The organism is Vibrio sp. C8, from assembly GCF_054051265.1.
Genome location: NZ_JBPAOE010000011.1, coordinates 56,683 through 69,993 on the forward strand (window position 1 = coordinate 56,683; position 13,311 = coordinate 69,993).

A 13,311-nucleotide genomic window follows, 5' to 3' on the forward strand; every position below is an offset into this window, starting at 1 on the left:
GGATTATGTGTGAAAGAACAAGATTATGCGCTGGTTGACAGAGCAATACAGCCCAATATTTTAGATTTAGTTGAGCACTATGATGGTGATGCTTGGTGTTTATTTACTGCACCCGTCGATGAGGAGTTTGCACTTGTTGCTCCTTACTTAGTTAAGCTGACTCCAGAGCTCAATCAATATTTGATTAAGTTAGAGCGACCATGGGGATTTATCTTCACTTCAAGCGCTGACAACAAAGCTCTCACTAAGCACCTGCGAGGGTTGTTGTCGGTCTATATTGAAGACAATGATGTACCAACATTTTTTCGCTTTTATGATCCGCGAGTACTTTGGAGTGTATTGGATTGCTTGACGCCATCACAGCAGTATTTTTTTGCGGGCCCAATGGCACGGATTCAAACGTCTTACCCTAAGAAAAGGGGGATTGAGTTTGAATCTTACCCTCTGATGCATCAGCCGCCAAAGCACATCACGCTCAATCGTGAACAGTACTCGGCTATCTTAGCTCAGTGTTACAAAAACTTAGAGCAGGATTTGGCGTTTCTTTTTTACCAACATCAAGTGCAGGGGAAGAAAGATAACTCTGTGGCTGAAGTATTCGCTAAACAATTAATCGAACATTTATCTGATTGGGGTATATCCGTCGCCTTAGATATAAAATCGGTCGCACAATACTGTGTCGATAGTCAAATTACCGAATGGGAGCGTGTCCCTGCGACATGGAAAACCCTGTTGTCCAATCAGTACTATCCAGCGCCATATCGAGTAAAGGCATTGATAATGAACTTGGGAGGCTCAAATGAGTTGTAACCATTTGCCGGGCGAAACCTGTCATTGTAACCGTGGTGAACCTTGCCTGATGAGCTATCAAGTCGACAGTGATGCGGGAAGTCTCTCTTTTTTGTCTGGGCAGTCGATGCGCAGTCGCCAACTCAACCTAGTGGATGAAGGAAAAGGCGTGGACGTTACGGTTTCTGTTGAAGGCAGTTGTCAAAATGGCCGTGATAGTTGTCCGTCAGGTTATATTACGGATAACGATACCTATGCAGAAGATATCTCGACGACCGAGTGCCAGTCTTATCACCTGAACTATCACGCAGACAAGGCCTTTAGTTTACTTGATGCTCTTAAATTTATGCTGGCTGAAAAGAAATTAAGTCAGCTTCCACACACAACTTATCAAGTTTGTGTAAGTCAGTGTGTTGGCAAGCCTCAACAAGAGCACAGTATTCTTTATCGACCGCTCTACACTCGCTTACTTGGTGATTTAACCAACGATTGTTTTATCAACGTTTATCCAAAAATAGAAATGGAGTCTGATCTCACTTTAAGTTATGTCTCACAATCGGAAGCAGTGAGCGATGAGAAACGTTACGAGGAGTATTTTGAACGTCAAAAAAGTGGGGCGTTCAAAGGGGAAGAAATTCCTGCCAACAAGATAATCAAATCTTTTTCTTTGGCTGGCAATTTGACGATAAAACAAGGCAGCAGCACCACCAAATACGGCGAGAAGCTTACCCATTCTCAAAGCAATTATACCTACACCCGCAATTTACAAAGCACCTTTGAGAACATAGTGGATCAATGGCGTTTGATTAATGGCATTATTGATATAATCAAGCAAATGAAAAGCGGCACCTATCAAAGTGCTGGCAAAGACGACGTCAAATTGGTCAGCTTTAAGCTGGGTAAGCCCACGGTGACATTCAAAGGGAAACAAACTTGTGAATTAGTGGATTCACAATTTGGTACCAGGGGTCAATTAACCTTAGGATTAACGCCATTATTTGATTTTAAATTGACTTTAGATTTGGTATTAGCTGCTGCTGCGTACTTTAAGATGGAAAAAGCAGTAGCGGAAATCCGCGAGCAAGCTCAGAAGTTGGAAGATAAAGTCAAAGCAGGCCAAGCGGGTGCTTATGCTGGGGCTGAGTTTTTTATCGCTTTGTCGAGCAAACTTGATGTGACGGGGACTTTGACTCAAGAAGTGAAAGGTGCGACACAATATGATCTTTCTACCCTAGCGAACGTGGCTTTATCATCGGATGTCAATGTGAGAGGTGGGGCTAAAGTGTGGGTCGTGGAGGGTGCGTTCCAATTATCTGCCCAAATTAAAGCCGAGTGCCAATGTGCTTTAAGAAGTACCCACAAGGATGATGAATCCAAAGTCGAGCTAGTATTTTTCCATAACGGCATTAAAGCCATCGTAAAAATTGAGATCTCGGGGAACACAAAGTCAGAAGATGATAAATACGGTCAAGGCTCTGGTGGTTTTGGCGGAGCTCGTGGCAATACTAAGGCAGAAGCCAGTGTCAGCTACACAAAACAGAAAGAGTGGCAGTGGGTGAAGGCGTTAAGTGAAACAGACTCCCCGTACCGAACAACATTGATGAGTAGTAAATAGTGAAAGTGAAAAACAGAAAACAGATTCAGGTGGCTTTGCCACTTCTAAGCGTATTTTTATTGGCCGGTTGTTTTGGAGACAGTGAATTGATGGACATGAGAGAGCAAGTATCGACCGTTAATATAGAAATAGATAACGAAGGGGAGAAGCCTTCGGTACTCTACACAGCAAACATTAACTCTGAAACTATGTTTTGTGCTGGAGTAATTAACGGTATGGAGCAACTCGGTAACTTAAGCACTTCTTCTGGTACTTTTTCATCAGGTTTTAATGCCACAGCTTTTTTACAACAGGGTAAAAATCAGTTAGATGTTTGGGCGGTGCCAGTCGGTTTATATGAAGAGAATTACAGTTACAGTGAGAATGACCAATGCCAAGTGACGCTGTATGGTGCGTTTGAAGATGGTGCAAAACAAGAGATATCGAGTCTGACGGTAACGATTGAAGACGGTAAACCAACAGTAAAAACCTCTAAAACTTACCCTAACAATCATCAAACACCACTAGACAACGTTGAAGGCGTGACCGATGGTCATTTAACCGAATTTAGACGCCCTATTTACATTAAAACTATCCCCAAATGGCGCTGGGTAGATGCGACGCCATTTAATGAAAATAATCCTGAACACATGAAGAAATTGTATCGAGCGTACACCAATTTAATACGGCTGATGGAGAAACGAGACTTTGAAGGATTAAAAATGGCTTGGTCTTTATCTAATAGAGAGAAAGCCAAAGCAGAAGCTTATAACTCCACCCCTGATGAGTTTTTTGATGCCTTAGGGTTTGAATCAACTTTCAATGAGTATGACGATGCTCAAATAGACCCTAGGAGAGAGTGGTCTGAGTATACGCTAGAAAGCTTTATGGATGGTCGAATGGTGCGCCTCAAAGATAAAAGGGATCATTCTCCGCTACGAGTTAGTTCTGAGAAATTACGTCGCGTAACTTCTTACACGCCTTATTTCTCACTGATTGATGGACGTATTGTCGTTTCAAGATAGGAGGTATTATGCCTAAAGCAGCAAGGTTGGGTGATATTGGTTCAGAGCATGATTGCTTTCCGCCGACACCCATTACGTCAGGAAGCTCTACTGTGATGATTAATTATCTCCCAGCGGTTCGGCAAGGAGACCCATTACAAGCGCATGGTTGTCCTTGTGATAAAACGCCTCATGGCAATCACCCTAGAAGGGTGGCAGGCGGTTCATCAGGTGTTTTTATTGATGGCAAACCCGCAGCTCGTTTAGGTGATGCAATTGATTGTGGCGGCACAATTTCCACTGCTTCACCTGATGTCATGATTGGATAGTGCAAAGATGAAGAATTCCGTTATCAATGTGTTATGTCTTTTTTCTATATTTTCATTGACAGGTTGTTTTGGAGACAGTGAATTGATGGACATGAGAGAGCAAGTATCGACCGTTGATATAAAAGTAGATAAGGAAGGGGAGAAGCCTTCAGTGCTCTACACGGTAAACATCAGCTCTGAAACGATTTATTGTGGTGGGATGGTGAACTACATGGAGCAACTGGACAATCTCAGTACTCGATCAGGGACGTTTTCCTCAGGCTTTAACGCTACTGCGTTTTTACAACCAGGACAAAACTCTTTGGATATTTGGTCTTTCCCGATTGGTTCGTATGAGCAAGATTACAATTATAATGGAAATGATCAATGCCAAGTGACCTTATATGGTGCATTTGAAAATGGCGTGAAAAAAGAAATATCGAGTTTGACGCTAACAATTGAAGACGGAAAACCAACGGTGAAAACGTCTAAAACGTATCCTGACAACCATCAAACGCTTTTAGAAAATGTTGAAGGTGTGACCGATGGTCATTTAACCGAGTTTAGACGCCCTATTTACATTAAAACTATCCCTAAATGGCGCTGGATAGATGCGACGCCATTTAATGAAAATAATCCTGAACACATGAAAAAATTGTATCGAGCGTACACCAATTTAATGCGGCTGATGGAGAAACGAGACTTTGAAGGATTAAAAATGGCTTGGTCTTTATCTAATAGAGAGAAAGCCAAAGCAGAAGCCTATAACTCCACCCCTGATGAGTTTTTTGATGCCTTAGGGTTTGAATCAACTTTCAAAGAAAATGACGATGCTCAGGTAGCCCCTCGAAGAGAATGGAATGAGTATTCTCTAAAAAGCTACATGGATGGGAAACTAGTGCGCCTTGAAGATATGAGGGAAAGCTCCCCTTTAAGAATATGGTCAGAGCAAAAAGATTTGGAATTTACAGTTACTCCCTATTTCTCACTGATTGATGGACGTATTGTCGTTTCAAGATAGGAGGTACTATGCCACAAGCAGCAAGGTTGGGTGATATCGGCTCAGAGCATGATTGCTTTCCGCCGACACCCATTACGTCAGGAAGCTCTACGGTGATGATTAATTATCTGCCAGCGGTTCGACAAGGAGACCCATTACTAGCGCATGGTTGTCCTTGTGATAAAACGCCTCATGGCAATCACCCTAGAAGTGTGGCGGGCGGTTCATCTGGTGTTTTTATTGATGGCAAACCTGCAGCCCGTTTTGGGGATGCAATTGATTGTGGCGGCACAATCGCCACCGCTTCACCTGATGTCATGATTGGATAGTGCAAAGATGAAGAATACGTCTATCAATGTGTTGTGTCTTTTCTCTATATGTTCACTGACAGGGTGTTTCATTTGCATCGCCGCATTAAGCCAAAAAGGTTTGATATCGAGCTAGCAAAATAATATGGGCATGTGTTTCTAAGGTTGATTACCAACCTTAGAATGCAAATAGTCAAAATGATAGTTTTGAGCAGGCAATTAAGAAAGCTATTTCTGAACTTTCGTGAATACTTAGCCAGTCAACGCTTTCCCTTTACGCAACTTTCTTACCCACATTCTGCTTGGATGAAGCGTTTCAAGCACATCGTTTGGTAAAGGCAATGGGTCACCACTCATTTGCGAAGCAAGCAGTTCAGCCATTAGTGGCGCCGAACTCAAACCTCGCGAGCCCAATCCAAGTAATGAATACAACTGAGGATATTGGGCAATATCAGAAGCGTTGCTCTCGCTCATCCCATTTAGTCCGGAATATTGTTCTGTTATTGCGTCAAAGTTTCCCACGTTACCCACAAACGGAAGGTGATCCCGACTCACACAGCGAATGCCTTGGCGAGATTGGTTTTCGCTCACATCGACACTGTTTGGCCATGCTTGTTTAGGTAAGCAATTTTTTAGGCGCTGAGCGTTTTCAATTTGAGCCTGTGGATCAAACTCTTTATTTAAATGGGAACGGTCGTAACTGGCACCGATACAGTGGTGTTGATTGTTCGGGTTACAAGGTGTCATATAACCGTCATAGCACAGTACGGTTTTCAACTGCTGCAATTCGCTGTTGGTTGGAATGTGGCTTACTTGGCCTTTTACTTTTCCAAGCGGGACAAATCGTGTTTGAGTTAGGCTATCAAAGAGATGCCCAGTGGCGATAACAACGGCTTGATGGTGGAATGTTTTGTCTCCACAGGTTAGTTGCCATTGTTTTTCTTCCTCTTGCCAATCGAGTGTATCAATATGGTGCTGGTAGTAAACTTTTAGCTTGGCTTGTTGCTCTAGCTCAGCAATTAAGCCTTGAGTTAACTGAGCTGGCGACAGCCAGCCGCCCATAGGGTAGGAGAGGCTTTCAACATCTACCGGCAGTCCCACTATTTGGTTGGTCTGTTCAATATTATGTTTGGATACCAACTCTGGTGAAAAATCCGCTTTCAACATGGTGTTCAGTTTTTTGCTCGATTTGTCATCCCACAATAGTTGAGTCACACTACACCAGTTATGGTCAAACGAAACAGTCTTTGCCGCTTGGTCGATAAATTGGCGAGCAAATAAGAAGGCTGGAGCAAACACACGTGATACGCCAGAGTGTTCACCATTAAGCAGTGGGTAGACAGCCCCCTGGCGATTACCAGATGCGCCTTCCGCGGGGGCTTCATCTTTGCAATACATCGAGACTGATATACCTCTCGCTGTGAGTGTTTTTGCAAGTGCAGCACTGGCAATACCACCACCAATAATCGCAACGTCATGCAGATTGTCAGTCGCTTCAACATTGAACCAAGGCTTAATGTTGCTGTACGCTTTTTTCTCTTTGAGCTTACCGGCAATCATTTCCCGCTTAGTACCAAAGCCTTTGACTTTCTTCATATCAAAACCAGCTTCGATTAAGCCTCTACGCACGAAGCCCGCTGCAGTGAATGTTGCGCAACTGCAATCTTGCTTGGCCAGTTTTGCCATACCATCGAACAGCTCTTGGTTCCACATCTCAGGGTTTTTGCTTGGTGCGAAGCCGTCTAAAAACCAAGCATCAACAATACCTTGCTTTAGGGTTGGCACTTTTGGCATACAGTCTTTAATGTCACCAAACCACAAATCGAGAGTAATTGCACCATCGGCTAAGACAATACGGTGACATTCCGGAACGGCAATCGGATAGAATTCATGGAGTTGTTGTGCGTAATCAGCCAGTTCCGGCCAAGATTCATGTGCTTTAATTAAGTCTGCTTTACTAAGCGGGAACTTCTCAAAACTGATGAAATGTAACGATTGTAGTATCGCTTCGGGGTTTTGCTGTCTAAACTTCTCAAACCAATGCCAAACTGCGAGGAAGTTTAATCCAGTACCGAATCCTGTTTCGGCAATGACAAAACGCTTTTGGTCATAATCTTGCCATCTTTGAGGAAGATTATTTTGTGTTAGAAACACATAGCGAGTTTCTTCCAGTCCATTGACGTTTGAAAAATAAACATCATCGAACTGGTCTGAAACCGGCGTTCCGGCATCATTCCAGCCAAGCTGTGCGTTAGTAATGGATGTCATAGTAGGAAAATTCTTTCAAATTCGGCGAAATATTGTCGAGATTGTACGGATTTATGGGAAAGCTGACCACTTTTGAAGTCCATCTTCGTTATCATTTAACGAATTATTGAATAATAGGAATGTCACATGAAACGAGTCGTAATCACCGGTATGGGTATTGTTTCAAGTATCGGTAACAACGTCGAAGAAGTTTTATCGTCTCTTAAAGCTGGCAAATCCGGCATCACAGGCTCTGAGCAATTTAAAGAGCAAGGTCTTCGCTCTCAAGTTTGGGGTAATTTGAAGATGAACCCTGCTGACCATATTGATCGCAAACAAATGCGCTTTATGGGTGATGCGGCGGCATTTGCTTATCTATCTATGGAACAAGCAATCGCTGATGCAGGTCTTGCTCCTGAACAAGTTTCTAATGATCGTACAGGTATCGTTGCTGGTTCTGGTGGTGCATCATCACTGAACCAAGTGATCGCTGTCGATACTCTTCGTGAGAAAGGCGTGAAGCGTATTGGTCCATACATGGTACCTCGCACAATGTCTTCAACAGTTTCTGCATGTTTGGCTACGCCATTCAAAATCCGTGGTGTGAACTACTCAATCAGTTCTGCATGTGCAACTTCGGCACACTGTATTGGTCACGCAATGGAGCTTATCCAACTGGGTAAACAAGACATCGTATTTGCAGGTGGTGGTGAAGAGCTAGATTGGTCATTGACTATGATGTTCGATGCAATGGGCGCACTATCAACGAAATATAATGATTCACCAGACAAAGCATCTCGTACCTATGATGCAGGCCGTGACGGTTTTGTTATCTCTGGTGGCGGCGGTATGGTTGTTATTGAAGAACTTGAGCATGCACTTGCTCGTGGCGCGAAAATCTACGGCGAGATCGTAGGTTATGGTGCGACTTCTGACGGCTATGACATGGTTGCGCCATCAGGCGAAGGTGCTGTGCGTTGTATGAAGATGGCAATGCAAGGCATCGACAAAGTGGATTACGTGAACACTCACGGTACATCAACACCTGTTGGTGACGTGAAAGAACTTGGTGCTATCCAAGAAGTGTTCGGCGGCAACAGCCCAGCAATTTCTGCAACGAAAGCAATGACAGGTCATGCTCTAGGTGCAGCGGGTGTACACGAAGCGATTTACTCAACTCTAATGCTACACCACGGCTTCATCGCACCAAGCATTAACATCGAGAACCTAGACGAAGCAGCCGATGGTCTGGATATCGTAAATGAAATGCGTGAACAAGAGCTGACAACAGTTATGTCAAACAGCTTTGGATTCGGTGGTACTAACGCCACTCTAGTAATCAAGAAGTACGAAGCTTAAGAGACCAAGGATACCGTAAGGTAATACCAATTGGAGTAACGACTTACTTAGATTGGTATTTTGGTTTCCAGAACCGATCAGCTTGACTGATCAAACAGACGCTGACTTTGTCCCATGGAGAGCGGGACGAGATCCTTTTGTTCTGGATATTGCCCAGTGGCTATTATTGCCACTGGGTATTTTTATTTTTGGGGCTTAAGCCTATTATTCTCGACACCTACCGCTCTTTTTTGCACAATGCCAGCTATAGAAGGGAAACAGACCCCCTATAGTTAAAATCAGGGTTAAATTCTGCAATGAAAATCTTAATCGATGAAAATATGCCTTACGCTGAAGAGCTATTCAGCCAATTGGGCGAAGTGATCCTTAAACCCGGTCGTACTCTAAATGCCGACGATTTAGTCGATGTAGATGCGCTGATGATTCGCTCAGTAACTAAAGTTGATGAAGCGTTATTGAGTAAAGCCAATAAACTACGATTTGTTGGTACGGCAACAGCTGGTATGGACCATGTCGATCAAGCGTTACTTCAACAACGTGGTATTTTCTTTACCGCTGCACCGGGTTGTAACAAGGTTGGCGTTGCTGAATACGTAGTGAGTGTCTTGATGGTCTTGTCGCAGCAACATGGCTTTTCAATTTTTGAAAAGACAGTTGGTATTATCGGGGCAGGGCAAGTGGGTACTTACCTCTCTGAATGTTTAACTGGTATGGGTATTAACGTTCTGCTGAACGATCCACCGAAGCAGGCAGAAGGAGACTCTCGCGAGTTTACGCCGCTTGATGAATTATTAAGTAAAGCAGATGTCATCACGCTGCATACACCAATAACCACTGACGGTAAATGGCCGACCCATCATCTGATTAACGAACAAGTACTTGAGAGCCTGAGAAGCGATCAAATTCTGATTAATGCTGCCCGTGGTCCAATCGTTGATAACGCAGCGCTGAAAGCTCGTCTGCAAAAACAAGACGGTTTTATTGCAGCTCTAGACGTGTTTGAGTTTGAACCACAAGTGGATATGGATCTGTTACCACTGCTCGCATTTGCTACGCCACACGTAGCAGGCTACGGCTTAGAAGGTAAAGCGCGCGGAACAACGATGATCTTCAACAGTTACTGTGAGTTCATTGAATCAAACGCTTTTGCTAATCCTTCAACTTTATTGCCAATCGCACCTATTCCTAAAGTGATACTGGAACGTGCTTGGGATGAGGCAACATTATTTAATTTGATTCAACTCGTCTACGATGTAAGAAAAGACGATGCGCAGTTCCGTCGTGAAATTAGTCAACCTGGTGCATTTGACTTAATGCGCAAGAATTATTGGGACAGACGCGAATATAGCGCGATCACGCTTGTTGGTGATGAGCTGTCCAACTTAGCACCGTTAGAGAAATTAGGTTTTAGAATTGAGGTAACCAATGAGCCAGCAATTTAATGTAGCAATCTTCGGCGCAACAGGCGCAGTCGGTGAAACAATGTTAGAAGTTCTCAAGGAGCGTCAATTTCCTGTTGATGAACTGTTTTTGTTGGCGAGTGAGCGTAGCGAAGGCAAAACTTATCGTTTTAACGGTAAAACGATTGAGGTTCAGAACGTAGAAAACTTCGATTGGTCCCAAGCACATATTGCGCTGTTCTCGGCAGGTGGTGACCTATCTGCAAAATGGGCTCCAATTGCTGCGGAAGCTGGTGTGGTGGTTATCGATAACACCTCACAATTCCGTTACGACTACGATGTACCTCTGGTTGTGCCTGAGGTTAACCCAGAAGCGATTGCAGAATTCCGCAACCGCAATATCATTGCCAACCCGAACTGTTCAACCATTCAAATGCTGGTGGCGTTAAAACCGATTTATGATGCTGTAGGTATTGAGCGTATCAACGTTTCTACCTATCAGTCGGTTTCGGGTGCAGGTAAAGCAGGTATTGATGAGCTTGCAGGTCAAACAGCTAAATTGTTGAATGGTGTACCAGCTGAAAGCAGTGCATTTAGCCAGCAAATTGCGTTTAACTGTATTCCGCAAATCGATGTATTTATGGATAACGGTTACACCAAAGAAGAGATGAAGATGGTTTGGGAAACCCAAAAAATCTTCAACGATCCTTCGATCATGGTTAACCCGACATGTGTTCGCGTACCTGTATTTTATGGTCATGCGGAAGCAGTTCATATTGAAACCAGTTCACCGATTGATGCAAGCCAAGTGATTGAGCTTTTGCAACAAACTGAAGGTGTTCGAGTGTTTGAAGGGAATGATTTCCCAACTCAAGTTCGTGATGCTGGTGGTATTGACGAAGTATTGGTTGGTCGCATCCGTAACGACATCAGTCATCACAGCGGTATTAACCTATGGGTTGTTGCTGATAACGTACGTAAAGGCGCAGCAACCAACGCAGTGCAAATTGCAGAAGTATTGGTTCGCGATTACTTCTAAGCGTTGAACGCTCGGAATAATAAGAAAGGGAGTGTGTAAACACTCCCTTTCTTCTATATAAAAAAACCGAGTGTATTAATCACTCGGCTTCTTCAATTAAAGGTGCTGACAAACGTCATTATTTTTTCGATTTATGTGCGTCTGGATTATCTTTACACGTACCGTCACCACATTTTCCGTACAAATACAAACTGTGGTTGGTCAATTGAACGTTGTATTGTTGGGCAATCTCTCGTTGACGTTGTTCAATCACTTCATCAGAAAATTCAATTACTTCACCACAATCTAGACATACAAGGTGGTCGTGATGGTGTTGAGTTGATAATTCAAATACTGACTTGCCGCCTTCAAAATGATGTCGAGTCACTATACCTGCATCATCAAATTGGTTTAGAACTCGGTAAACAGTAGCAAGACCGATCTCTTCGCCAAGATCAATCAGCTTCTTATAGAGCTCTTCAGCACTAATATGTTGGCACTCAGGCTGTTGTAAAACTTCTAAAATCTTTAGCCTTGGTAGGGTTACCTTAAGACCAGCATCTTTTAGCGCTTGGTTATTGTCTGACATATATCTTCCCGTTGATGATCTGCAGTAACTAACAGAATTCAATGTTGCCCAGCATTATAGGTTACTCGCACTGAACAATAAACCACGAAGTTCAGAGGGTTACTAGTGTTTTCTCGTAAAGTCGTGCTATGTCACTGATAAAAGTGATTAGACCAGTTACAATTATTTAACATTAATTCTGTTTTTATTGACGCCATATGCAATTCCATTTGCGGGTGCAGGCGCAAAGCAATCTAGAGTCTAAGGCACGGATAGCATGAATAAAATACTCTCGAAGCTATATAAACCTAATATTGTGAAGTATGCATTGAATAGTTGGCCTCCATTTTGGGGGGCGGGTATAAAAATAGAGTCGATTAGCACGGATTTTCGTGAAGCAAAAATGCGCTTGAAATTACGCTGGTGGAACAAAAATGCTAACCGAAGCCAATATGGCGGCAGCATTTTTTCTCTCACTGACCCAGTTTATTCGTTGATGTTAATGGGTATTCTTGGTGAGCAGTATTACGTGTGGGATAAAGAGGCTAGCATTAACTTTATTAAACCGGGACATTCCGATCTGTTTGCAGAATTTAGGATTACCGATGAGCTGTTAAATTCAATTTTAAAAATGACTGCGACAGGAGATAAGTGTTTTCCTGAATTCATCATTCATGTAAAGAATGCTCGAGGCGAAGTAGTTTCAGAAGTGCACCGAAAACTCTATGTTCGTAAGAAACCGAAGTATCGCTCCGAAGAAGATGAAGAGGTATGTACTGAGTCGGCTAATTAGAGCCGACTGTCGTTAAGTATTCGCGACATAACTCCAACCATGCTTTTGCTGTTCGGGACACATATCTCTCCGAATGCCAAATCGCACCTAACTTCCAGTCAATACTTGGGGTCATCGTCCTTACTATGATGCCTTCACCTTGGATTCGATGACATAAAGGCTCTGGCAAAAAAGCGACACCAACACCACTTTTGACCAGAGCGACTAGAAAGTCCCACTGGCTGCTTCGGGCTGCAATGATTGGAACGATATTCTCACTCACACATGCCCGATCTATGTAATCGCTGAGTGTGAAGTCTTCGGTATAGAGGTAGAAAGGTTCTCCTTTTATATCTTGCCAATGGATATTGGTCATGTCACTCCAAGGTTTACAGTCTGGTAATACTACACAGATAGGATAGGTATCTAGGGGTAAAGCGTTAAGCTCTAACGCGGGATTGAGGGAAAGCATAGTTACGGCAACATCCAGCTCGCCACTAGAGACCGCTTGTTCTATTTTCCTTCCGCCGTATTCTACTATGGTCATTTCTACTTCTGGATAGCGCAGACGGTACTGGCGAATCAACCCTGCGTAAACGTGACCAACCATTGGAGGAATACCTAAACGAAGATGCCCTCGTTTTAGTTCATTAAGGTCGATCAACTCGGCGTCGAGCTGAGACATTTGAGCCAGAATTTCTTGAGCCCGTTGATAAACAATTTCGCCTGCATCAGTAAGAGAGAAGAGCCTTCCCTGTCTGTGAAGCAGAGGTTGATCCACTTCTTCTTCTAAACTTCGAATCATTTTGCTGATGGTCGGCTGAGTAACAAACAGTTTCTCTGAAGCCCGAGTAAAACTTTTTTCATTAACGAGCTCTACAAAGTATCTCAGTGCTTTTATGTCCATGATAACTATCCGATGATTTTAACTATTCCATAATGGC

At 43.3% G+C, this 13,311-nt stretch carries 13 protein-coding genes; 10 read left to right on the forward strand and 3 right to left on the reverse strand.

Annotated features, from left to right (window positions below):
* Positions 1-9 precede the first annotated feature (9 nt).
* From ACRQQK_RS06295 to ACRQQK_RS06320, 6 genes are all read left to right on the forward strand, one after another.
* Entirely contained in the window at positions 10-810 is an 801-nt protein-coding gene (locus tag ACRQQK_RS06295) for a DUF4123 domain-containing protein (RefSeq protein WP_457510482.1), read from the forward strand.
* Complete coding sequence (locus ACRQQK_RS06300) at positions 800-2,404, forward strand: hypothetical protein (protein ID WP_457510483.1); 1,605 nt, start codon at positions 800-802, stop codon at positions 2,402-2,404. Before ACRQQK_RS06295 ends, ACRQQK_RS06300 begins: the two co-directional genes overlap by 11 nt.
* A gap of 215 nt (positions 2,405-2,619) precedes the next feature.
* A complete protein-coding gene (locus ACRQQK_RS06305; RefSeq protein WP_457511093.1) occupies positions 2,620-3,408 on the forward strand; it encodes a glycosyl hydrolase family 26 in 789 nt (262 codons plus the stop codon).
* Between the two features lie 8 nt (positions 3,409-3,416).
* Positions 3,417-3,716 (forward strand): type VI secretion system PAAR protein, encoded by a 300-nt coding sequence (locus tag ACRQQK_RS06310; protein WP_457510484.1) that lies wholly within the window; start codon positions 3,417-3,419, stop codon positions 3,714-3,716.
* Between the two features lie 211 nt (positions 3,717-3,927).
* The gene (locus ACRQQK_RS06315; protein ID WP_457511094.1) at positions 3,928-4,716 is read left to right on the forward strand and encodes a glycosyl hydrolase family 26; all 789 of its coding nucleotides are present in this window, start codon (positions 3,928-3,930) and stop codon (positions 4,714-4,716) included.
* A gap of 8 nt (positions 4,717-4,724) precedes the next feature.
* Positions 4,725-5,024, forward strand: a complete 300-nt coding sequence (locus ACRQQK_RS06320; protein ID WP_457510485.1) for a type VI secretion system PAAR protein — start codon at positions 4,725-4,727, stop codon at positions 5,022-5,024.
* A 231-nt stretch (positions 5,025-5,255) separates the two neighbouring features.
* On the opposite strand, the gene mnmC is transcribed toward ACRQQK_RS06320, so the two are convergent.
* On the reverse strand, positions 5,256-7,271 hold the full coding sequence (gene mnmC / locus ACRQQK_RS06325) for a bifunctional tRNA (5-methylaminomethyl-2-thiouridine)(34)-methyltransferase MnmD/FAD-dependent 5-carboxymethylaminomethyl-2-thiouridine(34) oxidoreductase MnmC (protein WP_457510486.1): 2,016 nt from the start codon (positions 7,269-7,271) through the stop codon (positions 5,256-5,258).
* 126 nt (positions 7,272-7,397) lie between these two features.
* Between mnmC and fabB the strand changes: the two genes are divergently transcribed.
* The 3 genes from fabB (at position 7,398) to ACRQQK_RS06340 (ending at position 11,048) form a co-directional block, all read left to right on the forward strand.
* Positions 7,398-8,609, forward strand: coding sequence for a beta-ketoacyl-ACP synthase I (gene fabB / locus ACRQQK_RS06330; RefSeq protein WP_457510487.1), 1,212 nt, complete (start codon positions 7,398-7,400; stop codon positions 8,607-8,609).
* Between the two features lie 296 nt (positions 8,610-8,905).
* On the forward strand, positions 8,906-10,051 hold the full coding sequence (locus ACRQQK_RS06335) for a 4-phosphoerythronate dehydrogenase (protein ID WP_457510488.1): 1,146 nt from the start codon (positions 8,906-8,908) through the stop codon (positions 10,049-10,051).
* The gene (locus ACRQQK_RS06340) at positions 10,035-11,048 is read left to right on the forward strand and encodes an aspartate-semialdehyde dehydrogenase (RefSeq protein WP_457510489.1); all 1,014 of its coding nucleotides are present in this window, start codon (positions 10,035-10,037) and stop codon (positions 11,046-11,048) included. Before ACRQQK_RS06335 ends, ACRQQK_RS06340 begins: the two co-directional genes overlap by 17 nt.
* A gap of 118 nt (positions 11,049-11,166) precedes the next feature.
* On the opposite strand, the gene fcrX is transcribed toward ACRQQK_RS06340, so the two are convergent.
* Complete coding sequence (gene fcrX / locus ACRQQK_RS06345; RefSeq protein WP_167412944.1) at positions 11,167-11,616, reverse strand: ferric iron uptake transcriptional regulator FcrX; 450 nt, start codon at positions 11,614-11,616, stop codon at positions 11,167-11,169.
* 256 nt (positions 11,617-11,872) lie between these two features.
* Between fcrX and ACRQQK_RS06350 the strand changes: the two genes are divergently transcribed.
* Positions 11,873-12,388 carry a DUF4442 domain-containing protein gene (locus ACRQQK_RS06350; RefSeq protein ID WP_457510490.1) on the forward strand — a complete coding sequence of 172 codons (516 nt, stop codon included), beginning with the start codon at positions 11,873-11,875 and terminating at the stop codon, positions 12,386-12,388.
* Here ACRQQK_RS06350 and ACRQQK_RS06355 read toward each other — a convergent pair.
* Complete coding sequence (locus ACRQQK_RS06355; protein ID WP_457510491.1) at positions 12,381-13,274, reverse strand: LysR family transcriptional regulator; 894 nt, start codon at positions 13,272-13,274, stop codon at positions 12,381-12,383. The two genes, ACRQQK_RS06350 and ACRQQK_RS06355, sit on opposite strands and share 8 nt — an antisense overlap.
* Positions 13,275-13,311: the final 37 nt, after the last annotated feature.